Source organism: Klebsiella sp. HMSC09D12, from assembly GCF_001808475.1.
Lineage (GTDB): Bacteria > Pseudomonadota > Gammaproteobacteria > Enterobacterales > Enterobacteriaceae > Klebsiella > Klebsiella oxytoca.
Genome location: NZ_KV793511.1, coordinates 1 through 25,693, shown reverse-complemented (window position 1 = coordinate 25,693; position 25,693 = coordinate 1). Strand labels below are relative to the sequence as shown.

At 57.8% G+C, this 25,693-nt stretch carries 15 protein-coding genes and 1 pseudogene; 7 read left to right on the top strand and 9 right to left on the bottom strand.

Going from position 1 to position 25,693, the window contains the following annotated elements; translation table 11 throughout:
* Positions 1 to 185 precede the first annotated feature (185 nt).
* From HMPREF3178_RS27085 to HMPREF3178_RS27075, 3 genes are all read left to right on the top strand, one after another.
* Entirely contained in the window at positions 186 to 3,398 is a 3,213-nt protein-coding gene (locus tag HMPREF3178_RS27085) for a molybdopterin cofactor-binding domain-containing protein (RefSeq protein WP_017145664.1), read from the top strand.
* A 12-nt stretch (positions 3,399 to 3,410) separates the two neighbouring features.
* Complete coding sequence (locus HMPREF3178_RS27080) at positions 3,411 to 3,869, top strand: (2Fe-2S)-binding protein (RefSeq protein WP_004103181.1); 459 nt, start codon at positions 3,411 to 3,413, stop codon at positions 3,867 to 3,869.
* Between the two features lie 65 nt (positions 3,870 to 3,934).
* Positions 3,935 to 4,540, top strand: coding sequence for a CTP--molybdopterin cytidylyltransferase (locus HMPREF3178_RS27075; protein ID WP_017145665.1), 606 nt, complete (start codon positions 3,935 to 3,937; stop codon positions 4,538 to 4,540).
* 73 nt (positions 4,541 to 4,613) lie between these two features.
* On the opposite strand, the gene fdhF is transcribed toward HMPREF3178_RS27075, so the two are convergent.
* Both fdhF and HMPREF3178_RS27060 read right to left on the bottom strand, forming a co-directional pair.
* Positions 4,614 to 6,761: a formate dehydrogenase subunit alpha gene (gene fdhF / locus HMPREF3178_RS27070; RefSeq protein ID WP_077252900.1), complete on the bottom strand. Its 2,148-nt coding sequence runs from the start codon at positions 6,759 to 6,761 to the stop codon at positions 4,614 to 4,616.
* Positions 6,762 to 6,894: 133 nt separating this feature from the next.
* Positions 6,895 to 8,370, bottom strand: a complete 1,476-nt coding sequence (locus HMPREF3178_RS27060) for a nucleobase:cation symporter-2 family protein (protein WP_004103176.1) — start codon at positions 8,368 to 8,370, stop codon at positions 6,895 to 6,897.
* A 510-nt stretch (positions 8,371 to 8,880) separates the two neighbouring features.
* Between HMPREF3178_RS27060 and ygfT the strand changes: the two genes are divergently transcribed.
* Both ygfT and HMPREF3178_RS27050 read left to right on the top strand, forming a co-directional pair.
* The gene (ygfT, locus tag HMPREF3178_RS27055; protein WP_017145667.1) at positions 8,881 to 10,821 is read left to right on the top strand and encodes a formate-dependent uric acid utilization protein YgfT; all 1,941 of its coding nucleotides are present in this window, start codon (positions 8,881 to 8,883) and stop codon (positions 10,819 to 10,821) included.
* Entirely contained in the window at positions 10,818 to 11,294 is a 477-nt protein-coding gene (locus tag HMPREF3178_RS27050) for a 4Fe-4S dicluster domain-containing protein (protein WP_004103174.1), read from the top strand. The genes ygfT and HMPREF3178_RS27050 overlap by 4 nt, the downstream gene beginning before the upstream one ends.
* A gap of 98 nt (positions 11,295 to 11,392) precedes the next feature.
* Here the strand turns inward: HMPREF3178_RS27050 and ssnA are convergent, their stop codons facing one another.
* The gene (gene ssnA, locus HMPREF3178_RS27045) at positions 11,393 to 12,724 is read right to left on the bottom strand and encodes a putative aminohydrolase SsnA (RefSeq protein WP_175438969.1); all 1,332 of its coding nucleotides are present in this window, start codon (positions 12,722 to 12,724) and stop codon (positions 11,393 to 11,395) included.
* A gap of 2 nt (positions 12,725 to 12,726) precedes the next feature.
* Positions 12,727 to 15,831: a putative selenate reductase subunit YgfK gene (gene ygfK, locus HMPREF3178_RS27040; RefSeq protein ID WP_004113677.1), complete on the bottom strand. Its 3,105-nt coding sequence runs from the start codon at positions 15,829 to 15,831 to the stop codon at positions 12,727 to 12,729.
* Between the two features lie 531 nt (positions 15,832 to 16,362).
* On the opposite strand from ygfK, the pseudogene HMPREF3178_RS27035 reads away from it, so the two are divergent.
* A pseudogene (locus tag HMPREF3178_RS27035) lies at positions 16,363 to 17,139 on the top strand (XdhC family protein); the annotation flags it as partial.
* Between the two features lie 107 nt (positions 17,140 to 17,246).
* Here the strand turns inward: HMPREF3178_RS27035 and arcC are convergent.
* The 5 genes from arcC to ygeW all read right to left on the bottom strand — a co-directional run bounded on the left by arcC (position 17,247) and on the right by ygeW (position 23,371).
* Entirely contained in the window at positions 17,247 to 18,179 is a 933-nt protein-coding gene (gene arcC / locus HMPREF3178_RS27030; protein ID WP_004103169.1) for a carbamate kinase, read from the bottom strand.
* Positions 18,180 to 18,191: 12 nt separating this feature from the next.
* Positions 18,192 to 19,598 carry a dihydropyrimidinase gene (hydA, locus tag HMPREF3178_RS27025; protein ID WP_004113675.1) on the bottom strand — a complete coding sequence of 469 codons (1,407 nt, stop codon included), beginning with the start codon at positions 19,596 to 19,598 and terminating at the stop codon, positions 18,192 to 18,194.
* Between the two features lie 50 nt (positions 19,599 to 19,648).
* Positions 19,649 to 20,860 (bottom strand): YgeY family selenium metabolism-linked hydrolase, encoded by a 1,212-nt coding sequence (locus tag HMPREF3178_RS27020; RefSeq protein WP_004113674.1) that lies wholly within the window; start codon positions 20,858 to 20,860, stop codon positions 19,649 to 19,651.
* A 62-nt stretch (positions 20,861 to 20,922) separates the two neighbouring features.
* Positions 20,923 to 22,122, bottom strand: coding sequence for a diaminopropionate ammonia-lyase (gene dpaL / locus HMPREF3178_RS27015; RefSeq protein ID WP_017145668.1), 1,200 nt, complete (start codon positions 22,120 to 22,122; stop codon positions 20,923 to 20,925).
* A gap of 61 nt (positions 22,123 to 22,183) precedes the next feature.
* Positions 22,184 to 23,371 (bottom strand): knotted carbamoyltransferase YgeW, encoded by a 1,188-nt coding sequence (ygeW, locus tag HMPREF3178_RS27010; protein WP_004103164.1) that lies wholly within the window; start codon positions 23,369 to 23,371, stop codon positions 22,184 to 22,186.
* 490 nt (positions 23,372 to 23,861) lie between these two features.
* On the opposite strand from ygeW, the gene HMPREF3178_RS27000 reads away from it, so the two are divergent.
* Positions 23,862 to 25,646 carry a sigma-54 interaction domain-containing protein gene (locus HMPREF3178_RS27000; RefSeq protein ID WP_004103163.1) on the top strand — a complete coding sequence of 595 codons (1,785 nt, stop codon included), beginning with the start codon at positions 23,862 to 23,864 and terminating at the stop codon, positions 25,644 to 25,646.
* Positions 25,647 to 25,693 lie beyond the last annotated feature (47 nt).

Here is a 25,693-nt window from a genome sequence, read left to right as displayed (position 1 = left end):
TCATAGTGATACGCCTGTTCTCTTTTTGATAATTACCCGGCAGGCTTATCCATGTCATATTATTTCAGCGGCAGGTTTTTTTAGAGATGCTTCACATAACTTACCCTCAAATAACCCTTTATTTATAGGTGGCATAGCCATTGCTTTATTCAGTCATCTTTCTTTGTGAGTGGAGACTGAATAATATGGATACAGTGCTTGTTGGCAGTGAGGTGCCCCGCGTAGACGGGCTCGCCAAGGTGACGGGTAAAGCTGTCTACGGCGATGACATCACCATGAATAATATGCTGTATGGCGTATGCCGCTACGTCGATATCCCTGCCGGGCGTATTGATTCTCTCGACCTGTCGGAGGCGGAAAAAGTCCCGGGGGTCGTGTGCATCGCCACCTGGGACGATATACCCGGCCAGCGTAAACTGGGGGCGATTGTTCCCGATCATCCGCCGATTATTGACAAGGAGATCGCCTACCGCGGCGACGTGGTAGCCGTCGTGGCGGCGGAATCCTATGAGGCGGCCTGCATTGCCGTCGATAAAATCAAAATCACCTATACCCCGTGGGAACCGATTACTTCGCCGGAAGAGGCCATGAAGCCCGGGGCGCGCCTTATCCACAGCGAACTCGATAGCAATATCATCAATCGCCACCACACGGCGAAGGGCGATATAGAAGCCGGCTTTGCCGCCTCCACCCATATCTTTGAACGTGAATATGAAGTGGGTTTTCAGGAGCATGGCTATATTGAGCCGGAGTCCATTACTGCCTATCTGGATAATAATGAACAGATCATGACCATTGAAGGGTCGATTCAGAACGCTCACCGCACCCGGGCGGTGATTGCCAAATATCTCGACCTGCCCCAGGCGAAAGTCAATATTAAGCGTTCGGTCCTCGGCGGCTCCTTCGGCGGTAAGGATGACATTATCGATAATGTCTCCTGCCGCGCGGCGCTGCTGGTGCACCTGACCGGACGGCCGGTTAAGATCTCCTATAACCGTGAACAGTCGATGCGCGAGAGCTACAAGCGCCATCCTTATAAGATGAAATACCGCATTGGCGTGGACGACGACGCGCGTATTCAGGCGATTAAAATTGACATCATCGCCGATGGCGGCAGCTACTGCGGCCAGACGGTGTTTGTCACCTGGCGCAGTTCCGTCCAGGCGGCGGGCCCCTATAATATTCCTAACGTGCGCGTCGATCTGGTGGGGGTGTATACCAACAACAACTACACCTCGGCCTACCGCGGCTACGGCGCGCCGCAGGTCATTTTCGCCAACGAATCGCTGATGGATGACGTGGCGGGCGAACTGGGCCTGTCGCCCGTCGAATTCCGTTTGCGCAATATTCTCAAGCAGGGCGATACCAGCATGGCCGGGCAGGTCTTCAGCGAACACACCGTCTCCGCGCAGGAGGTGCTGGAGAAGACGCTGCTCAAGGCCGAATATGAGGCCAAACGCGAGCACTATAAAAAACTTAACGCGGAAGGCGGCCCGATCCGCTACGGGATTGGCTTCGCGCTGAGCCATCGCGGCTGCTCTCTGGGGGCGGAGGGGCTGGATGCGTCCTCGGCCCTGATTCAGGTGAATGCCGACGCCAGCGTGAACATTTCCACTTCGGTATCCGAGAACGGGCAGGGGCTGCAGACCACCATGTCGCTGCTGGCGGCGGAAGCGTTCGGTATTGCGCTCGATCGGGTGATGTTTAGCGAACCGGCCACCGCGATGATCGCCGACGGCGGCTCAACGGTCGCTTCGCGCGGTACCCTGATGGGCGGGCAGGCGATTCTGAGCGCGGCGAACAAAATTAAACAACGCATGGCGGACGCCGTCAGGGAAACGCTAAAAGCGCAGAGCATTGACGATATTGCCTGGCAAAATGGCAAAGTGTTCAACCGCCACAACCCGGAGCTGAGTCTCAGTTTCCAGCAGGTGTGCGATATGACCCGGGCTACCGGGGCAAACCTCTCCGCCTACGGCTGGCACGTGGCGCCGAATATTCACTGGGATGAAGAGAAAGGCTGCGGCAGCCCCTATTTCACCTGGGTGTACGGCTGCCAGCTGGCCGACGTGGCGGTGGATATGCGCACCGGTAAAATTACCGTCAATAACGTCGTCGCCACTCACGATGTGGGAAAAGTCATTAACCCGGTTGGCTTTAGCGGCCAGGTTTACGGCGGCGTGCTGCAGGGGATGATCGGCTACGGCATGCTGGAGGATTTCAACACCGAGCACGGCGTGGTGAAATCGGAAAACTTCGATACCTATCTGCTGCCGACCATCAAGGATATGCCGCACATCGATATCATCGCGGTGGAAAACTATGATAAAGCGGGCCCGATGGGGGCGAAGGTTATCGGCGAACCGGTGCTCGAACTGGGCGCTGCGGCCCTCAACAACGCGGTGAGCTTCGCCATCGACCGACCCAACCGGACCCTGCCGCTGACGCTTGAACAGGTTCGCCTCGGCTATAACCTTAAGAAGCCGGAACGCCAGAGCGAGCAGATGCTGGAATCGGGCGATAAGAAACAGGTTCACCGCCTCAACACCCTGTCGCTGAGCGTCCCGCAAACCCTGAAAGAGGCTCTGACGCTGATGGCCGAGAAGGGGGCAATGCCTATTGCCGGCGGTACCGATGTGCTGGTTCAGGCCCGGATGCTGTCCGGCGAAGTGCCGCTTGTTAATATTGCCGGGCTGGCGGAGCTGAAGGAGATTTTTGACGTTGAGGGTGGCGTCTCAATTGGTTCCGGCGTCTGCTTTACCGATCTGGTTAAGCATCCGTTGATTCAGCAGCGCTATCCGCTACTGGTCACTGCCTGTAAAACCGTCGGCTCCCTGCAGCTGCGCAATCGGGCAACGATCGGCGGCAATATCGTCAACGCTGCCCCGTGCGCGGACTCCATGCCGCCGCTCATTATCTATGATGCGGAAGTCGAGCTGCGCAGCGCGCGCGGAACGCGCCGGATGCCGGTCAGCGAATTCGTCGTGGGCGGCTATCGCACCCTTCTTGAACCCGAAGAGCTGGTGGTCCGCTTTATCCTGCCGGCGCCGACGCAGCAACCGCTGATCAATCGCTATCTGCAGCTTGGCCGGCGCAATGCGTTGAACATTACGCGCCAGAGCTTAACCGGGCAGTTCATGGTCGATAAGGGCGTGGTTCGCCTGTGCCGTCTGGTGGATGGCGCGCTGATGGCTAAACCGCAGCGGCTGACTGAGGTTGAGCAGGCGCTCACCGGTAGGATGCTAGACGCCGCCACCATCGACTATGCGGCCGGCGTGCTTCACGACAAGGTAGAAAAAGCCATCGGCGGACGCTGGTCAGCCCCCTATAAAGTCCCCGTATTTATCGATATGTTCCGGCAGATGCTGCAGGAAGTCATGACAGAGCAGAAGAAATAAGGAGCCATGAACATGAACCATATTGAGCTAAAAGTGAATGGCATCCGCATTGCCCGCGATGTTAAAGACAATGTCCGCCTGATCGATTTTCTACGTGAAGATCTCAAGTTAACCGGCACCAAAGAGGGCTGTTCGGTGGGTGAGTGCGGCGCCTGCACCGTCATTCTGGACGGAAAATCGGTCTGCTCCTGCCTGCTGCTGGCCGCCCAGTGCAACGGGGCGGAGGTCACTACCGTCGAAGCGCTGCATCACGATCCGGTCGGCAAAAAATTGCAGAATGCCTTTATTCGTCACGGCGGCGTTCAGTGCGGCTTCTGCACCCCCGGCGTATTGATGAGCGCTAAAGCGCTGCTGGATGCCAACCCGGCCCCCAGCGACGATGAGCTGAAAGAGGCGCTGGAGGGAAATATCTGCCGCTGTACGGGATATCAGCCGATCATCACCTCGATTAAAGCCGTGCTGAAATCCTGACCATCGTAAGCGCCGCCGTCGCCAGTTGACGGCGGCGCTTTTTCGGCTGCAGGAGGAGGATGACAATGAGCAAAAAAGTCGATAAGCAGTGCATTATGCTGGCCGCCGGGCTCTCAAGCCGCATGGGCAAGTGGAAAATGATGATGCCGTGGGGCGAAGGAACGATTCTGGATAGCGCCCTTGCCAGCGCCCTGGCGTTCTGCGATCGGGTGGTGCTGGTCACGGGGTTTCGCGGCGATGAGTTGGCCGCGTGCTATCAGGACCATCCGGGCGTTGAGGTGGTCTTTAACCCGCGATATCAGGAGGGCATGTTCTCTTCGATTCAGTGCGGGGTGAGCCATATCCGCGCTTCGCGTTTCTTTCTGGCGCTGGGCGATATGCCGGAGGTCACGCCGGGCGTGTACCGCAGGCTATGGGCCAACGCCGACGCGGAAAGCTGCCTCATTCCGGCTTACGATCGCGGTAAAGGCCACCCGGTACTTCTGCCGCAGCGGGCGATATCTTTGATTAACCACGCGGCGGAAGAGGTCACCCTGAGGGAGGTCATCGGTCAGATGGCAGTGCGCGTTATCCCGGTGGAGAATGAGGGAATTCACTGGGATGTAGACACTCCGCAGCAGTATCTTGCGGTCGCGCGCCGCTGCCGCAAGGATCTGACGGCTGTCGGATAGCGTTGATGGACGTCACCAGAAAAAATAAGCAGAGACAATATCGCCCCGGGGATTGACCGCCGGGGCGATATTTTTACCCCGCGGCGCTTTCGCGCAGGCGGGCTTTCAGCTTGCTGTATTCCTCAATGACGTACCTTTCGGCGGCTTGCCGATCGGCAATGCGCTCAACGTTAACGGCGCAGTACTTGTACTCCGGGGTTTTGGTTATCGGGCTGAGATTCTCGGTGACCAGCTCGTTGCAGGCGCCGATCCACCATTGATAGGTCATATAGACGGCCCCTTTATTCGGCCTGTCGCTGATCTTCGCCCGGGAAATCACCTTGCCTTTGCGCGAGTGAACCCACACCAGTTCTTCGTCCTCAATGCCGAGACGTTTTGCGTCGGCGGTGTTGATCTGGATGTAGCCCGGTTCGTCCGCCAGTTTGGCCAGCGCCGCGCAGTTGCCGGTCATCGAACGGCAGGAGTAGTGGCCCACTTCGCGCACCGTGGAGAGCACCAGTGGATACTCGTCGCTCAGCTTATCGATCGGCGCTTGCCATTCGCAGGTGAAGAACTGCGCCAGCCCGTTCGGGGTGGAGAAACGTTCCGCAAACAGATACGAAGTGCCCTGGTCCGCCTCCGACTCGTCGCGACACGGCCACTGCACGTAGCCCAGTTCCCCCATTTTCTCGTAGGTCGCGCCGAAGAAATTGGGGCACAGGTGGCGGAGTTCATCCCAGATCTGCTGGGTGTTGTCGTACTTCATCGGATAACCCATACGGGTGGCGATCTCGCAGATGATCTGCCAGTCGGTTTTCAGATCCCACTTCGGCTCTACCGCCTTGAAAAACCGCTGGAAGCCGCGGTCCGCTGCGGTATAGACGCCTTCATGCTCGCCCCATGAGGTCGAGGGCAGAATCACATCGGCCGCCGCGGCGGTTTTGGTCATAAAGATATCCTGGACGATGACCAGCTCCATCTCTTCGAAGGCCTGACGCACGGCGGAAAGCTCGGCATCGGTCTGGAGCGGATCCTCTCCCATGATATACGCCGCCCGCACTTCGCCGTGCGCTACGCGGTGCGGCAGCTCGCTGATGCGGTAGCCAGGGTTCTCCGGCAGGCTCCCGACGCCCCAGGCTTTGGCGAACTTCTCGCGGTTCTCCGGAAATTTCACGTACTGATAGCCGGGATAGGTGTCCGGCAGCGCCCCCATGTCGCAGGCGCCCTGGACGTTATTCTGGCCGCGCACCGGATTAACGCCGACGTGCGGTTTCCCCAGATTGCCAGTGAGGATCGCCAGGCTGGTCAGGGAACGCACCGTTTCAACGCCCTGCCAGAACTGGGTCACGCCCATTCCCCACAGAATCATGGCGTTTCCGGCGGTGGCATACAGCCGCGCGCATTCGCGAATCTGCCTGGCGCTGACGCCGGTGATGGCTTCCACCGACTCCGGCGTATAGCCTTCGACGATTTTGCGATACGCTTCGAAACCTTCGGAACGCCCGGCGACAAAGGATTTATCGTAGAGATCCTCTGCAATAATCACCTGCCCGATGGCGTTGAGCAGCGCAATATTGGAACCGTTTTTCAGGGCCAGATGCAGGTCGGCAATGCGCGCGGTTTCGATTTTGCGCGGATCGCAGACGATGATTTTGGCCCCGTTGCGTTTAGCATTGAGGATGTGATTCGCCACGATCGGGTGCGAATCCGCCGGGTTATAGCCGAAAATAAACACCAGATCGGTATTATCGATCTCGGTGATGGCATTACTCATTGCGCCGTTGCCGACCGACTGGTGCAGACCTGCAACCGAAGGGCCGTGTCAGACGCGTGCGCAGCAGTCGACGTTATTGGTACCAATAACGGCGCGCGCAAATTTTTGCATGATGTAGTTGGTTTCGTTGCCGGTGGCGCGCGAAGAGCCGGTGGTCTGAATCGCGTCCGGTCCGTATTTCGCCTTGATGTCGCTGAGGCGATTTGCCACATAATCGAGCGCTTCGTCCCAGGAGACGGATTCCAGTTTGCCGCCGCGCTGGCGGCGGATCATAGGGGTTTTCAGGCGCGGCGTGAGGATCTGCGGGTCGTCAATAAAATCCCAGCCGTAGTAGCCCTTAAGGCACAGAGTGCCCTGATTGTTTTTCCCCATCGCGGCGTCGGCGCGGGTAATTTTTCCCTCCTCTACCGTGAGCTGCATTTTGCAGCCGGAGGCGCAGTAGGGGCAGACGGTCGTTACTCTCTTCATAGCAGTGGTCCTTAAACTTAGAACAGCAGGGCATAACTAAAGCGGCAACTAAGGCCCTGCGCTATTCCCTGCTGCACGACGGGTATCGCCAGCAGCAGCAGGGTGATCAAGGCAAACAGGATTCGGGTGGGCATTACTGTCCCTCCTGGGCTTCTTCAGGCTGTCTCTCCTTCTGAACTTTGCGCAGCAGGAGCCACATTCTGACGGTTCTGACGGCCATATTGCGCGCCGCTGAGCTCGGCGGGGCCGGATCGGGGACCGGCGTTTCGTGGTTAACGCGGAAAGGTACGCTGCCGTTGAGGGTGAGGTTGGCGACGATAGCCGTCAGGGTACCGATGGTGATCCCGCTGTGCAGAAACAGCTGAACCATCGGCGGAAACTGGGTAAACAGATTGGGCACCAGCACCGGCATCATGCCGAGGCCGAGGGTCAACGCCACGACCATGCCGTTATTATTGTTGCGATAGTTCACCTGCCCCAGGGTACGAATACCGGAGACGGCCACCATACCGAACATGACGATGCCTGCGCCGCCGAGGATCGGCTTTGGTATCAGCACCACCAGCGCCGCCATCCTTGAGAACACGCCCATCAGAATCAGAATGATACCGGAGACCGACACCACAAAGCGGCTGCGTACCCCGGTTAAACCGATCAGGCCGACGTTCTGCGCGAACGCGGCGTAGGGAAACAGATTAAAAAAGCCGCAGATAGTGGTCGCGATGCCGCAGGTGTTAAGGCCGTTGCGCAGCATTTTCGCGTCAACTTTTTTCCCGACGATATCCCCGGTCGCCATCATTGAGGACATGGTTTCCACCATGACCACCACCATGACCATTGATAGCAGGGCGACGGGGATAATATGAAATTCAGGTTTGGCAAACGGCATCAGGGTCGGTAGATGGAGCCAGGGTGTGGCGTGGACCAGACTAAAGTCGAGAGGCTTAAAGCAGCTCCAGAGTACGGTGCCGATAATCAGGCCGATCAGTACCGACGTATTTTTCACCACGCCGGAGGCAAAGGTGTAAATATTAAGAATAATCACCAGAGTAATCGCCGCCATCAGCAGCGAGAAGGGGGCGCCAAAGCCGCTCATCTCGCTGCTGCCGCCGCCGATCCACCCGCCAGCGACCGGCATAATAGACATGCCGATAAGCGTGACGATGCTGCCCATGACCACCTTGGGAAAGAAGCGGATGAGCTTGCTAATCCACGGGGCGCAGCAGAGGATGAAAATACCGGAGACGATCACCGCCCCGGAAATACCGCCGATCCCATACTCCTTGCCGATCAACACCATCGGGATCAGCGCGGCGAAGGTACAACCCTGGATTAGCGGCAGCCGACAGCCGAGCCACTTACCGACCCCCAGCGACTGTACGATGGTGGCCGCGCCGCAGATAAACAGGTCGGCGCTAATCAGTAAAATAATGTGCTCCGGCGGGAGCCCTACCGCATTACCCACAACGAGCGGAACCGCCACGGCGCCCGCATACATCACCAGCACGTGCTGTAGTCCATAAAGAATCATTTGCGTAACGGGTAAAACCTCATCAACCGGTGCGGTTGAATGACCGTTGCGTGAGGCGGAATTGGCGATATCTTTCATGAAGTTGTTATCTCCTGTACGACTTCACTCCGTATAAACGTGAACGGAGCCGAAGTTACGATTCGAAGGCCGCTGCCTCCCTGAGCTGATGCGTTCACCAGCGTGTTGCGCGCACGTTGAGTGATATGCGTAAGATGTGCCAAAAATAAATATCCGGAGAATCGAAGGGGAATTGTGTGAAATAACTCACGGGAAAAAGGGCGGAATATCTCTCTGAGGGCAATATCTTTAAATAAGACACGTTGGCAAAAAATGTGCGCTATCACATTGAGATAGGGATAATCTCATTTTGGTATTACGCACGATACGTTGAATTATCAACATGATTAAATCCAGAACGCAGCGAATAATCTTCCCTCAGGGCGCGTGGATAATTATCTCGCCGTTACGCTGAGGGGCACTTTTTTTTGAGGCTGCTCGCAAAAATGAACAGCATATGAATACCCTGAAAAAAATCGCCTGATTATTGCATCGCTTCCCGGTGAGTCCTGGAATAATAAAGGGAAGCAAATGAATAAATTTATTGTTGCCGATTCTGCAAACTGTATTGGCTGCCACGCCTGTGAAGTGGCCTGCGTCACCTCTCATCGCCAGGACAGCTGGCCCCAGCAGCGCAGCGACTTTCTGCCGCGTATTCGGGTGTTCTTCCACCGCAACGCCAGCAGTGCGACAACCTGCCGCCACTGCAACGACGCTCCGTGCGTCGGCGCTTGCCCGACCCAGGCGCTGATCGTAGCCAACGACAGCGTTCAGTTTACAGAGGCGCTGTGCATCGGCTGTAAAAACTGCGTCATCGCCTGTCCCTTTGGGGCGATTGAGATGGTGGCCAACGATGACGACGCGCCGCAGCTGGCGCAGAAATGCGATCTTTGCCGTCAGCATCCTTCCGGTCAGCAGGCATGCGTGGCCAGCTGTCCAACCCAGGCGCTGCGTCTGATGGATGAAGCCGCGATTAACCAGCTGCGTACCGCGCGGCAGATCCGCTCCGCGCTGGAAACCCCGCTGGAAGCCGTTCGCGGCGTAAGACGTCGGGCGATACTCAATAAACCTCCGCGCGTTGGCGCGAAAAAAGTGCCCGCCGATGACCGCATGCAGCACTTCCGGGAAATTTATCAGCCGCTGAGCGAGTGCGATGCGGAGTACGAGAGCGAACGCTGTCTCTACTGCGCGCAGAAGGCATGGTGCAACTGGACCTGTCCTTTACATAATCATATTCCCGATTTCATTCGCCTGGTGAACGAGGGCAAGATTATCGAGGCGGCGGAGTTATGCCATCAGAGCAGCTCCCTGCCGGAGATTTGCGGCCGGGTCTGTCCACAGGACAGGCTGTGCGAAGGGGCCTGCACGCTCAAGAACGAAGGCGGCTCGGTCGCCATTGGCAACCTTGAGCGCTATATCACCGATACCGCGCTGGCGATGGGCTGGCGGCCGACAATCGACAAAGTGGCCCCGCGACCGGAGCGGGTGGCGGTGATCGGCGCCGGGCCTGCCGGTCTGGGCTGCGCCGATATTCTCGTGCGCGCGGGCGTGCACGTTGACGTTTTTGACCGCCATCCGGAGATCGGCGGTCTGCTGACCTTCGGTATCCCGCCGTTCAAGCTGGATAAAAAGGTGCTTGAGATGCGCCGCGACATTTTTAGCGCCATGGGCGTCAATTTTCATCTCAATCAGGAGGTGGGTCGCGACGTGGCTTTTGCCGATCTGCTGAAAAACTATGACGCCGTCTTCCTCGGCGTGGGCACCTACGGTCTGATGGCCGCCGGTCTGGAGGGAGAGAACGCCCCCGGCGTGATTCAGGCCCTGCCGTTCCTGATTGCCAGCACCCGCGAGGTGATGGGGCTTGAAGAGAGCGCCGAGTATCCGCTGACCGACATCAAGGGGAAACGCGTGGTGGTGCTTGGCGGGGGAGATACGGCGATGGACTGTCTGCGCACCGCCGTTCGCCGCGGCGCAGCGAGCGTGACCTGCGCTTACCGTCGCGATGAACTGAGTATGCCCGGATCGAAAAAAGAGGTGGTGAACGCGCGGGAAGAGGGCGTGAAATTTGAGTTTAACGTGCAGCCGCAGCGCATTCAGCTCAACCGTAAGGGGCAGGTCTGCGCGGTGGAGATGATCCGCACGAAGATGGGCGAGCCGGGGCCGGACGGCCGCCGCCGGCCGCAGCCGATCCCGGATTCCGGGTTTGAACTTCAAGCCGATGTGCTCATTATGGCGTTTGGCTTTCAGGCTCACGAGATGCCGTGGCTACGCGGCCACGGCATTAAGCTGGACCGCTGGGGGCAGATAGTCACCGGTGGAAAAGGGCGCGGAACGACGCAAACCAGCCATGACAAAATCTTTGCCGGCGGCGACGCCGTGACCGGGGCGGACCTGGTGGTTACCGCCATGGTCGCCGGGCGGCAGGCGGCCAGCGAGATGTTGACGCAATTCAGGGCCCGGGAGGAGATATGACCAGTTTTATCGTTGCCAGTTCGCAGGCCTGCATCGGCTGCAGGACCTGTGAGGTTGCCTGTGCGCTGGAACATGTGGCGCCGGGGGCGGAGTTCCATCCCCGCCTGAAGGTGATGCGCCTCGACGATCTTAGCGTGCCGGTGATGTGTCATCAGTGCGAGAATGCGCCCTGCGTGGGCGCCTGCCCGACCGGGGCGCTGAGTATGGGGGCGGAGAAAGTTGAAGCCGACGGCGGACGCTGCATTGGTTGTCAGAGCTGCGTTGTCGCCTGCCCGTTTGGGGCGATTACCATCGAGGTGGAGGCCGGTCTGACGCCGGTTATCGTCAAGTGCGACCTTTGCGGTACCCGCGAGCGCGGCCCCGCCTGCGTTGATGTCTGCCCGACGGCGGCGCTGAGTATCATGACCGAAGAGCAGCTCAGAGCGCTGCAAAAGCAGCGCAATATCGCTACTGCCGCGCTGCTGTCGCTATAAACGTTGCGCCCGGCGGCGCGTAAGCTGCCGGGTCATTTCACGCGCGCTGTCTGCAAAAAAAACCGGCTTGTCAGGCCGGTTTAGCATTTTTGCACGGGCTATGCGGGGAGCGCATCCATTCGCGCCCACATTTTTTTCGCCACTTTCTGCGCTTCGCGGAATATCGGCTCGCAGTCGAAGCTGAACTGGCGATCCTCGTAGATCATCACGCCGTTCACCATCACGCTGCGCACGCTGTTTGCTCCCAGGCCGAAGGCGATATGTCCGGCGATATTTTCCGCGATCAGCGGCGTCGGCGCCATATAGTCGCAAATGGTGAGGTCCGCTTTATAGCCCGCCTCAAGGCGGCCAAAGTGGGCGTTGAAGTTGCGATTCAACAGTTCATTACCGTTACTCAGCGCCTTCGCGAAGCTGTCCGGCCACAGCGGCCCGTCGGCGTCGCGGTGTTTAAAGAAGGCAAACTTCAGCTCCTCGAACATATCGGAACCAATGCCGTCGGTGCCGAGCGCCAGATTACGGATCTGCGGCAGGCGGTAGTTGTAGCCGACGTGATTGTTCATATTGGAGCGCGCGTTATGCACCAGGAAACCGTCCTGCGCATTGAGCAGCTCCACGTCGGCATCGGAGATATACAGACCGTGAGCAATCAGCGTCTTACTGTTGATAAGGTCGAACTCCGCCAGCCGCACCAGCAGGTCCTTGCCGTAAAGGTGATGGCTGTGAGAAACATCGTAGCGGTCTTCCGCCGCGTGGATATGCAGGCCGCGGCCGGTGGCTTTTAGCGCTTCGCGCAGCATCGCCAGGCCTTCATCAGGCACGGTGAACGGCGCATGGGCGCCGATATGGGCCTCCACCAGATAAGGTTGCTCTCCTTTTTCGCGGGCGGCGTCGATCTCTCTGGCAAAGCGAATGTTCTCCTCAACGCTGTCGCGCAGCTCGCGGCTGCCAAAGTTGCGGTCGGTCGTTTCGAAGCAGGTCATCCCGCGCAGCCCGATTTTGAGAAAAGCGTTGCGCAGCTGGCTCAGGGAGCCAGCGATATAGTGGGGCGACGCATGATGATCGATAACCGCCGTGCAGCCGCTACGCACGGCCTCCATGGCGCAGATCAGCCCGCTGTAGAAAAGCGACTCTTCGTCCAGCGCCCGGTCAAGGCGCCACCACAGGTTTTTCAGCGTGGAGATAAAGTCCGGGCTGGGCGCGATATTAGCCTGAATCCCCCGGGACAGGCCGGAATAAAAGTGATTGTGCGAGCAGACCATGCCGGGCATTACCAGTTGCCCGCCCATCTCTTTCACCTGCGCCTGCGGATAGCGCTGGCACAGGCCGGGGCCGACGGCGAGAATTTTATCATCCTCAATGGCAATATCGACGTTCTCCCACACTTTCGCCGGATAGATCTGCGCGGCGGTGGCATTTTTCAGGATCAGGATACTCATACTTCAACGCCTCCCAGGAGATAGCTTTGATGCTGATGAATATGGCTTATGATGCGGCACATGGCGTCGAGCTGGGCCGGCACCTCGTTAAACTGGCCGCGGTCGTTAATTTCCAGCTGCCACGTCTGGTCGTTCTGACGCACTTTGACGCTGGCACCCTCGACGAAGAAGCCCGGATTGGTGCTGTTGACAAAATCCTGCTCGAGGCTGAATACGGTGATTTTGTCTTTATACGGTTTCCCCTGCCACGGGCAGAACTGAGCGCAGTTGCCGCATTCGTTGCAATAAGCGTCCAGGTGCAGGGTCTGGAAACGATTCTGGAACCCCGGGACGGCCACGGAAATATTGGCGCGGTTTGGACAGACGTCGACGCACTTGCTGCACACGTAGTTGCACTCCAGGCAGCGGCTGGCTTCCTGCTCGACAAAAGCCTCGCGCTGGTTTTTATCCACCAGCGTGACGGCGATAGCGCCTTTACGCTGATACACCTTCGCCGGATCGACATTGTTCCAGACTTTATTCCCGTAGCTGCTGGCGATATTCTCCCGCGCCAGGATCACGTCCGTGGCCCGCCGCGCGTTGCCGATAGCGGAGACGATAGAAGAGGGGCCGCGCTGAACGTCGCCAATCAGAAAGACGTTCGGCTTGCTGGTCTCGCCATCGGCGTTGACCACCGGCCAGCCCTGCGGGTCGAGCGGGATCCCCATTGCCGACAGCGCTTCGCCGTCCTGCTGCTCGCCGATGGCGGTAATCAGGGAGTCGACTTTCAGCGTGCGAAGTTCATCGGTTTCTACCGGACGGCGGCGGCCTTTCTCATCCGGCTCGCCCAGCTTCATCACGCGTACGACGAGCGTTCCGTCGGCGTTAAACTGTTCCGGGTTGCATAGCCACTCGAAGTCGACGCCGTCGAGCAGCGCCTCATCGTACTCTTCGCGCCAGGCGGGCATCTCTTGCTGAGAACGGCGATAGACGATGGTTGCGCTCTGCACGCCCGGCACGCGTAGCGCCGCGCGGGCGCAGTCCATCGCGGTATTGCCGGCGCCGACCACGGCCACGCGTTTGCCCAGATCCAGTCGGTCGCCGCGGTTGAACTGGCGCAGGAACTGCAGCGACTTATGCACGTTCTGGTTATCGCCGCGCAGCTTCACGCCGCTGTTTTTATCGGTACCGGTGCCGACCAGCACATAACGAAAACCTTCCGCCTGCAGCTTTTCTACGCTCAGATGCGGGTCGCAGCCGTACTCAATTTTGACGCCGTGGGCGACGACAAAATCGATATCGTGCTGGATAAGCTCGCCGGGAATGCGGAACTGCGGAATGATATTCTGCACCACGCCCCCGGCGTTGGCTTCGCGTTCAAAAACCGTGACCGGATGCCCGGCGCGGGCGAGAAAGTATCCGGCGGCGAGACCCGCAGGGCCTGCGCCGATCACCGCTACCGGGTGCAGGGAGCCGGAGCCCGCGGGTTTGTGCCAGCGGCTGCGGTACTCGTCCCAGCCTTTCTCCAGCGCCACTTTTTTCAGCTCACGAATGTTGAGCGCGCTGTCGTAATCCAGGCGCGTACAGTTGTACTGGCACTGGTGGTCGCAGATATGGCCGGTAATGGCCGGCAACGCGTTACGCTGATAGATTAGCTCCAGCGCGTCGGCGTAGCGATGCTCGCCCAGCAGGCGAATATATTCCGGAATATCCTGCTTAATGGCGCAGGCCGTTACGCAGGGGGCGACGTAGCAGTCAAGCAGCGGCAGGGGCTCGCCGGTATCAATGCGCTCTTCCGGCTTCCACTGTTTCTGGGTGTAGTCCATGCTCACCGCTTTTTCCGCCAGCGCGTTGAGGCGCTCGACGTCGATCTGCGTCATGTTCCAGCCGTCGGCTTTTTCCAGCTCGCGCATGCACTCGCTCAGGCGCAGATATCCTCCCGGCTTCAGCAGGTCGGTGGCCATGGTGATAGGGCGAATGCCGGTTTCGAAAATTTCGCGAATGTTCAGCTGGCTGGCGCCGCCGGAATAGGAGATCGGCAGCTTGCCGTCAAACGCCCGCGAGAGCAGGGCGGCCACGTTGATAGATAGCGGGAACAGGGCGCGGCCGGACATATACATTTCATCTCCCGGCAGCGCCCCCTTGTTATTGACGGTGCCGAGGGTGTTGGTCAGCTTGACGCCAAAGCCAAGGCTGCGCTCTTTCGCCAGCGCCATCAGGCGCGTCAGCATCTCCAGTGCCCGGTCGATCTTAAGGTCGTGGTCAAATGACTCTTCGCTAAGGCCGATATAGCCGAAGCCGCAGGCGTCGAGGATCTGGCGTACGCGTGGATAGCCGAGCAGGGTCGGATTGAGCTTCACAAAGGTGTTGAGGTTTTTCTCCGTCAGCATATAGCGGCAGATGGCTTCGATCTCATCCGGCGGACAGCCGTGCATCGTCGAGAGGGTCACCCCTTCCACCAGCCTGGCGGGCACGCGCTGGGCAAGGTTATCGAGCCCGTCTTTGCGCGCGCATGTTGGCAGGCGATCGATAAAGGTTCTATTTTGCAGCCAGCGGTTCAGGGTGTCGCGGTACTGGGCGAATTTAGGATGGGCGGAGGCGTCCATCATATTGTCGATAAATTCCTGCATTGGCGGCTGTTTAATACCGTCAAGGTTGTAGCCAACGCTCATATTGAAAATAAACGACTTGCTCTCTTTATGGGTGCCCAGCGGAAAGACCTGCTCGAGCAGATGCAGCGTGAACCAGGCTTTCAGGTATTCATCCCAGGCTTTCTTGAGGGTAAATTCGGTGGACCATTCGGTGTTAAAGCACTCATCTTCGGCATCGATACAGGGTTTTTCCAGCTCCAGCCGGTCAAGGATCTGTACGGTTTTCAGCTCGATAAACCGCCCGCCGGTGAGCCATGCGGTAATGATGTTTTGCGCCAGCTGGGTATGCGGCCCGGCTGCCGGGCCGAGCGGCGTCGCACAGCTTTCGCCGAATACGCCGATCGACCTCTGCGCCTGCGGCGTGTAAAACTGTTGCTCGGGAATGCCAAAAATAGTCCGCTGACTCTGATACTCGTCGAAAATGCGCGTTAAAAGCTCCTCAAACGGCACGGGACGCATTATATCTCCCATAACCCTCTCCTTAGATATCATTGTAAGATCGACATTGCCGGTGGTAATAATCCCGACGGATAACGAAAGAGGAGCAACAATCACACCAGTTATTCAAACCGCGGCGGCGAAATAATTAATTTGTGAACCAGGTCGAAACTCGACGATGCCGGGCGAATAATTCCATAGCGGGTAAATGAGAACTCAAATCAATACGCTTTATCATTCGGCGAGATTTCTCAAAATCAGATCCGGAATATCAGAATGATAATTTATGTCGGCTATTCGGCGGTGATTTCAGCAGGCGGCTTATTTTTGCTGCGGTAACAGAGGAAATAATCGATGAGATACCCTCGTTGCAGCGTCAATAGGGCTAACGAAATGACCTGGCTCACAATTTACGATGAAAAATAGCGGCTAAGTATAAATATTGCATAGTTGCTACGGGTCGCTGCGACGCTATTTCTACGCCGGGTAGACTCTCAAACTGAGAACCCGGGGAAATATCGCAGATAATCAAATAGAGCCGTAAACATCGCCTTTGAGGTTGGTATGAATATTTTTGCAGAAGCTGCACGACTTGAGGAGCAGAACCGTCCCTTTGCCCTGGCGCAGATTGTCGTAAGCCGGGGCTCTACCCCCCGACACTCCGCTCAGATGCTCATCCGGGAGGACGGCTCGATTGTGGGCACCATTGGCGGCGGGATGGTGGAGCGTAAAGTCATCGATGAGGCGCTGGAGGCGCTGAGCGAGCGGGAGTCGCGAATGTTCCACGGCCGCATGGCGCGCACCGGTAGCGACGCCGTGGGCTCCGACTGCGGCGGCGCGATGTCGGTTTATATCAGCGTTCACGGCCTGCGCCCGCGCCTGCTGTTGGTCGGCGCCGGGCACGTCAATCGTGCGGTTGCCCACGCCGCGGCGCTGGTGGATTTTGACATCTGCGTGGGCGATATCTATCCCGCCAGCCTTTGCCCGGAGGCTTTTCCGCTTTCGGCGAGGCTGGTCCATGGCTCCAGCTTTACGGAAGTGGTCGAGGCGATGGCGGTGCGGCCGCAGGATTTCGTACTGATCGCCACCAACAACCAGGATCGCGAGGCGCTGGACAGGCTGATAACCCAGCCGGTAGCCTGGCTTGGGCTGCTGGCCAGCCGACGGAAAGTGCAGGCTTTTTTACGCCAGATGCGGGAGAACGGCGTGCCGGAGGCGGATATCAGCCGCCTGCGGGCGCCGATTGGTTATGACATCGGCGCCGAGACGCCAAACGAGATTGCTATCAGCGTACTGGCGGAAATCCTGCAGGTGAAAAACGGCGCGCCTGGGGGGCTTATGGATCAGGTGCGGCAATCTTGTCAGCCGGATTGTCTGGCTGAAGCGGTGGCAATCTGAAGAGCAGGGGAGAGTTGCCGGGAGGTTCCCGGCAACCCGTAGCGTACAGCTTATTGGCTTATGATGGTGCCCGTTTTTCCTTCTATCCCCTCTTTGGCTTTGCTTAGCATCGTGATCAGCGCTTTGCGCCCCGGGCCTGAGCGGGCGAAGGCGGCGGCGGCTTCCACTTTTGGCAGCATAGAGCCTTTGGCAAAGTGTCCCTCTTCGATAAAACGTTCGGCATCGCGCAGGGAGAGGTTATCCAGCCACTGCTCGTCAGGTTTACCGAAGTTGATCGCCACCTTCTCCACGGCGGTGAGGATGATCAGCAGATCGGCGTCGATCATCTCCGCCAGCTTCGCGCTGGCCCAGTCCTTGTCGATGACCGCGCTGGCGCCGCGCAGATGATTACCTTCGCGTATGACCGGAATGCCGCCGCCGCCGACGGTGATCACCACGTGGCAGTCATCCATCAGCGCTTTTACCGTTTGTTTCTCGATAATATCGACCGGCTTTGGCGACGCGACGACGCGACGGTAGCCGCGCCCGGCATCCTCTTTCATGATGTAGCCGTTTTGGCTCAGCTTCTCAGCCTCTTCTTTGCTGAAGAATGAGCCGATGGGCTTGGTCGGATTAAGAAAAGCCTCATCGTTAGCGTCCACTTCCACCTGGGTTATCAGGGTGGCCACCGGAATGTCCAGCTGGCGCGTGAGCAGTTCTTCACGAATCGCGTTCTGCAGGTCGTAGCCGATGTAGCCCTGGCTGAGAGCCACGCAGACCGACATCGGTAGCATCGGTGTGTGGGCTTCGGTTTTTGCCGCGGCCTCGAAGGCCTGATTAATCATGCCCACCTGCGGGCCGTTGCCGTGAGTGACCACCACCTGGTGACCAAGGGAGATAAGATCGACGATCGTCCGGGCGGTGTGCTGTACGGCCCGCATCTGTCCGGCGAGATCGTCGCCCAGCGCATTCCCGCCGAGAGCGAGAACAATTTTTTTACTCATAGCTTCCTCTCATTACGTTTCTGTTCCGCTGACGGTCTGGTGAGCGGTGGAAAAAGGTTGTCGGCGTAAAAAGCGGCCCTGTCCGGCGATGCCGGTAAAGGTGCCGTTATCGAAGATCACTCTGCCGTGGGAGAGCGTCTGGCGAATCGCGCCCTGGCAGATAAAGCCTTCATAGGGTGAATAGTCTGCGTTGTCGTGCAGCATGGCATGGCGGATGGTGGTCGTACGCTGTGGATCGATGATAACCACGTCGCCATCGGCGCCGGGCGCCAGCAGACCCTTCTGCGGCCACAGACCAAACAGCTTCGCCGGATTGGCGCTGGTGAGCGCCACAAAGCGCTCGGGGGTGATGCGCCCGGTCATCACGCCGTGCGAGAACAGCAGCAGCAGCCGGTTTTCCACCCCAGGCAGGCCGTTCGGGCAGCGGCTAAAGTCGCCGCCGGAGATCTGCCTGCGCTGCTGCGCAGAGAACGCGCAGTGGTCGGTGGCGACCGTGTCAATATCCCCATCATGGATGCCGCGCCATAGCGCATCGTTATTACTGGCGTTGCGCAGAGGAGGGCTGAGCAGGTAGTTAAGCGCATCTTCACGCTCATAGCAGCGCTCGTCGAGCAGCAGATACTGCGGGCAGGTCTCTACCCACACCGGCTGGTGGCGTCTTCTGGCAAGACGTAGATACTCCAGGCCCAGGGCGTTGGAAAGATGAACAATATAGAGCGGCGCGTTTCCCGCCAGCCTGGCGAGGTTGATCGTTCGGGCGATGGCTTCCGCCTCGCACTCCAGCGGGCGGCTCAGGGCGTGATAGCGCGGCGCGGTTTTACCGGCGTTGATAAATTCCGCCCGGCGCTGGGCAATGGCGGCATCGTTTTCCGGATGAACCGTCGTCAGCGCGCCGGCGCGCTGCAGGTGGCGCATTGCCTGCAGCAACTCGTCATCGTTAAGTTTGTACTGGTAGGTCAGATAGAGCTTAAAGCTGCTGATGCCGCTATCCACCATCATCGGGATCTCGTCGAGAATGCCGTGGTTAACGTGCTGGATAACGCCGTGAAAACTGTAGTCGATAACGGCTTTATAGGCGGCGTAGCCGCGATAGACTTCGAACTGGTGGCGCAGGTGGCAGCCGACGGGGCCAAAGCCCATATGATCAACAATGGTGGTGGTGCCGCCGCAGGCCGCGGCCCGGGTTCCGGTAAAAAAATCATCGCAGCTGCGGGCGAGCCCCACGTCAATATTGAAATGAGTATGAACGTCGACGCCGCCGGGCATCACGTAGCAGCCCTCGGCGTCAATCACTTCGCAGGGTTGTTCTGCCTCAATAGAATCGGCAAGGCGCTTGACGAGGCCATCTTCAATGAGCAGGTCCTGCTTTACCTGTCCGTCGGCGTTGACGACGAGGCCATTTTTAATCAGTACGCGCATAGAAACCTCAACATACCGCCGCAGAGCGCGGCGGCAGACAGGACGAACAATTACTCCGTAGCCAGCCAGCTCAGCGGGATGGCGGCATACATTGCGGCGCAGGTCACCAGATGCGATTTCCAGGTTTTCTCATTTGGCGCGTGCGCTTCCGGCTCTTTCCCTGGCCCAAAACCGATAACCGGAATGCCGTGGCGGCCCATAATTGACACGCCGTTGGTGGAGAAGGTCCACTTATCCACCACCGGCGCTTTGCCGAACAGACCTTCGTAGGCGTTACTCAGGGCGCGGACGGTGAAGTGGTTCTCTTCCACTTTCCAGGTCGGGAAGTAGCATTCGGTCGGGTAGACCAGCCCGGTCCAGGAGGGGCGTTCGTAGTTGTACATTGAGACCACCGCGGCGGCTTTTTTCACCGCCGGCAGCGCGCGGATCTCTTCCAGCGCGCCTTCCCAGGTTTCGCCCCAGGTCAGACGGCGGTCAATGGAGACGGCGCAGCTATCCGCCACCGCGCAGCGGCTCGGCGAGGTGAAGAAAATCTCTGACACCGTCAGGGTGCCTTTGCCGAGGAACTCGTCGTAGCCCAGCTTCTGCGAAAGTTGTTCCAGCTCGGTGAGAATGGGGGCCATTTTGAAAATGGCGTTATCGCCGCGCTCCGGAGCGGAGCCGTGGCAGCTGACGCCCTGAACTTCCACGCGGATCTCCATACGCCCGCGCTGGCCGCGGTAAATCTGGCAGTCGGTGGGTTCGGTGCTGACGACAAATTCAGGACGAATGCCGGACTGTTCAATAATGTACTGCCAGCACAGGCCGTCGCAATCCTCCTCCTGAACGGTACCGGTCACCAGCAGGGTATACTCATCTTCCAGACCCAGATCTTTAATAATTTTACCGGCATAAACCATGGAGGCCATTCCGCCCTCCTGGTCAGACGCGCCGCGTCCGCCGATCAGCTCATCGGTCTCCATACCTTCGTACGGGTCGAAGTTCCAGTTTTTGATGTTGCCAATGCCGACGGTATCAATGTGCGCGTCCATGGCGACCAGACGCGGGCCGTGGCCGATGTAGCCCAGTACGTTGCCCATCGGATCGATTTCAACTTTGTCGAACCCGACTTTCTCCATCTCCTCTTTGATGCGGTGCACCACGCGCTTCTCATCACTGCTTTCGCTGGGGATGGCGATCATATCGCGCAGGAAGCGGGTCATCTCTTTTTCATACTGCTTTGATTTTTCCAGGATCGCGTTGAACGGAATTTGCTTAGCCATAAGGATGTTCTCCAGTTCTGAATACAGGTTTCCCGCCGGGCGGGAGGAATTTGATAAGTCGGCTACTGCGCGGCCGGATGTTTGCCTTCCCAGACGACTTCGCGATAGTGCTTAACGTCGGTGTCGCCCTCGGTGCTAATCACCAGCACCACGGAATCGCTATCCAGCTTGAGCTTGTGCATCAGCGCTTCGCGCTGCGGATGGAAATGAATCGCCGCCAGCAGGCCGAGACCGACGGCGCCGGATTCGCCGGAGATGATGCGAGGATCCTGGCCCGTCGGGTTTCCCAGCACCCGCATGCCGAGGGCGGCGACGGCGTCCTGACAGGAGACAAACTGCGTGGCGCAGTTGCGCAGCACTTCCCAGCCCAGCGGGTTAGGCTCACCGCAGGCGAGGCCGGCCATAATGGTGGCCATATCGCCGCTGACGTTAACGATCTGGCCCTTCAGGGCAGAGCGGTAGAGACAGTCGGCCAGCTCCGGTTCGACGATAATGGAATGGAGATGCTTCGCGCCGTAGACATCGGCCAGGTAGCCCAGCACGCCGCCCGCCATCGCCCCCACGCCGCCCTGCAGGAGCACGTGCGTCGGACGGGCGATACCCATCGAGGAGAGCTGTTCTACCGCTTCATCAGCGAGGGTGGCGTAGCCCTGCATAATCCAGGTCGGAATTTTTGTGTAGCCTTCCCAGGCGGTGTCCTGCACCACCTCCCAGCCGTTTTTCTGCGCGGTCTGCATGGTAAAGCGGACGGTGTCGTCGTAGTTCATGTCGGTGACGATACACTCGGCGCCGAGGCGCAGAATGGCATCAACCCGCTCCTGTGCGGAACCTTTAGGCATATAGATAACGGCGTTCTGGCCTAACTGGCGGGCCGCCCACGCCACTCCGCGGCCGTGGTTGCCATCGGTGGTGGTGGCGAACGTCATCTTCTCTTTAATGCTGGATTTGAGCGTTTCGAATGAGAGGTCGTTGATATCTAAATGGTATTTTTCACAGAGCAGCCTGGCAATAGCGTAAGAGCCACCGAGCATTTTGAAGGCATTGAGGCCAAAGCGCCGGGACTCGTCTTTGACGAGGATTTTTTGCACGCCAAACAGGGCGGAAAGCTCGTTCAGCGCCACCAGCGGCGTAGGCTTATAGCCGGTAATTTTTTGATGAAAGCGGCGAGCCTGCTGCGCCTGCTGGCGTGAAAACAGCGGCGAAGTCTCCCCGTTGAAAAAACGGTTTTCAGCAATATCCATTTTCAGTGAGAAAGCAGACATACTCGATCCTTATCCTTTTATGGGCGAAGTCATGAGGCTGGCCCGCAGGCCAGCCTGGGGATTATTTGATGCGTTTCTGCGCTTCCTTGAGCAGCTGCTCCAGCACCTTGCCCGGATTGGCGTATTTGCGGCACACGATCATCGCGGCGATGATATACGGCTTCCAGCTGGCCTCTTTGTAGGTCGGGATACGGTACTTCTCGAAGACGCCCTCGGTGACTTCGCCCGCGTCGCAGGAGACGCCGGTGATATCCGCCGGCAGGCAGTGCATGTATAGCGCGTCGCCGTCGCGGGTGTGTTTCATCATCTCTTCCGTACAGTGCCAGTCTTTATGTCCGGCGTTCTGTTCAAGGCAGGCTTTTTCCAGCGCCTTCAGACCTTCATGGTCATTCGCGCGCAGCAGCTCGGTGCGTTTTTCCATCACCTTGTACGGCGCCCAGGATTTCGGGTAGACGATATCGGCGTCTTTAAATGCTTCTTCCATGCTGTTTACCTGGCGGAAGCTGCCGCCGGAAGCTTTGGCGTTGTTTTTTGCCACTTCAATAACGTCCGGGATCAGGTCGTAACCTTCCGGGTGGGCGAGGGTAACGTCCATTCCGAAGCGGGTCATCAGGCCGATAATGCCCTGCGGTACCGAGAGCGGTTTGCCATAGCTCGGCGAATAGGCCCAGGTCATAGCGATTTTCTTGCCCTTCAGGTTCTCCAGCGAACCGAAGTGCTCGCGCAGCCAGGCGAGATCGGCCATGGATTGCGTCGGGTGGTCGATATCGCACTGCAGATTGATCAGCGCCGGACGCTGCGGCAGGACGCCCTGCTTGTGGCCGTCATCCAGCGCTTCGCCTACCTCACGCATGTAGGCATTGCCCGCGCCAAGGAACATGTCATCGCGGATGCCGATGGCATCGGCGCAGAAGGAGATCATGTTGGCGGTTTCACGGACCGTTTCGCCGTGGGCAATTTGCGATTTTCCCTCATCCAGATCCTGCTGGGCCAGACCTAACAGGTTGAGCGCGGAGGCATAGGAGAAGCGGGTGCGGGTTGAGTTATCGCGGAATACGGAAATACCTAATCCGCTGTTAAACACTTTGGTGGCGATATTTTCATCGCGCAGGGTTTTCAGCGCGGCGGCGACATCCAGCACCTGCTTCAGCTCATCCGGCGATTGCTCCCAGGTCAGCAAAAAGTCTTTCTCACTGAGATGAGAGTTAAGTTTATTGATATCCTTAATCAGTTCGTTAACAGTTTTCATGTTTCAATCCTGGTCGTGAATGACGGCTTAATGATTGCTGTGCGGTCGGATATGCAGAGTTGCCGAATTAGCGACTGCCAGCGCTGTATAATCACTAACAATAAGCGTGCCAAATCCTCCGCAGGAGGCGACGGTCAAAATTGAATGGTTGAGATTATGCTAACTCGGTCACGAATTCAGGCGTGTTTCTCCGGCAGGGAAACGCTGACATTTGTGCCACTGGCGTCAATTCCAGCAGTACAGGCAAGGGAGGGCGCAGTGAATAATACGATTATCATCTTCACACTGCGCCAATATGATAAAATCCGCTGTGAATTTATCATATTGATAAGGAACTGTGATAGCTATTGCATAATTAAGATAAGGTGGGGGGATCGGCCCTATCTATATCAATGCTCGCCGCTAAAGGGAGTGGTATCATTCTTCAGAGATAAATAAAACCGCCTCGCTCGATGCCGATCAGGTGAGCAATAATAGAAGGCCGATATACATGATACCGTCCAAAGCACCTTCCATTTTAATGCAGATTCAGCCTACAATTCAGAAGTTTGCAAGGATGTTGTCCAGCGTACTACAGTTGGAGGTTGAGATTGTCGATAACGAATTATACCGCGTTGCGGGAACCGGGGCTTATAGTAAGCAGATTGGCTATAAATTAAATTCAAATTCACGGCTTCTTCGTTACATTATTGAAACACAGAGCGAAAAGGTCGTCACCCATTCCCGCTTCGATCCTCTCTGCAAAGATTGTAACAATAAGGACAAGTGCGAAGAGAAAGCGTTCCTCGGCACTCCGGTGATGTATCACGACCGCTGCGTTGGCGTTATTAGCCTGGTGGCGCTAACCCGCGAGCAGCAGGAACGTATTAATGAGAACATTCAGGAATTTTCAGATTACGTTCGCCACGTATCCAGCATATTCGTTTCCCGCTTTTTACAGGAACGGGCGGTTGGCGATAATATCCACAAAATATTTTTAACCATGATTGAAAATATGGACCAGGGCGTGTTGGTGGTAGGCAACGATCAAAAAGTTAAATTTGCCAACCAGGCCGCGCTGAAAATAATGAGCGTGACGCAGGGCCACGTTATTGGCAAGTCCATCCAGTTTCAGCCTTTGACCTTCGAAGATAATTTCAAGCACGGCCATATGCAGCACATTATCTCCTTTGACGATCGCAAGGAGCTCATTATCGGCCAGCTGCACGCGGTGCAGGATCAATGGCTGTTTTTAATGGCCTTTCACCAGTCGCACTCTTCTGGCGATTTCAGCTGCGGGCAGGAAGGGCCGCAAATTGAAGCGATGGTTGGCGAGTGTCGGCCTATGCGGCAGTTGAAAAAGCTCATCAGCCGCGTGGCGCCAAGCCCGTCCAGCGTGATGATAGCCGGCGAGAGCGGGACCGGGAAAGAGGTTGTTGCCCGCGCTATCCACAAGCTCAGCGACCGCCACACGAAGCCCTTTATCGCCATTAACTGCGCCGCCATACCCGAGCAGCTACTGGAGAGTGAACTGTTCGGCTACGTGAAGGGGGCGTTCACCGGCGCATCGGCTAACGGTAAGACCGGCCTGATTCAGGCGGCCAACAGCGGAACGCTATTCCTGGATGAAATTGGCGATATGCCGCTCACCCTGCAGGCCAAGCTGCTGCGGGCCATCGAATCACGAGAGATTCAGCCGGTAGGCGCCAGCCATCCGGTTCAGGTCGATATCCGCATTATTTCCGCAACCAATCAAAACCTTGACCAGTACATTGCGGAAGGGAAGTTCCGCGAAGATCTCTACTATCGCCTGAACGTCATCCCGCTGCGTCTACCGCCGCTACGCGAACGCCAGGACGACATTGAGCTACTGATTCACTATTTTCTGCATTTGCATACCGGTCGGCTCAACCTGGTTTACCCCGGCGTCGCGCAGGATGTGATCGATTTCCTCAAACGCTACCGCTGGCCGGGCAATATTCGCGAACTCAGCAATTTGATGGAGTACCTGGTCAACGTGGTGCCCTCGGGCGAGATTATCGATATGTCCCTCCTGCCGCCCAATCTGTTGAGCAGCGGTGAACTGGCGAGCCAGCCGACAGCGCCTGTTTCAGCGGCAGCGACCATCGCCCAGGAGGAAAACGTAACGGCGCTGGAAGAGATGGAGCGGCAGATGATCCGTGACGCCCTCTCTCGCTACAGTAATAAAAAGCAGGCAGCGGACGAGCTGGGTATCGGCATCGCCACGCTGTATCGCAAAATAAAGAAATATTCGCTGGCGGCGGGTCAGAACTGACGGGAACGGCGTCAGTAAAAGACCACCTTCTGAGAAGGTGGCTTTTG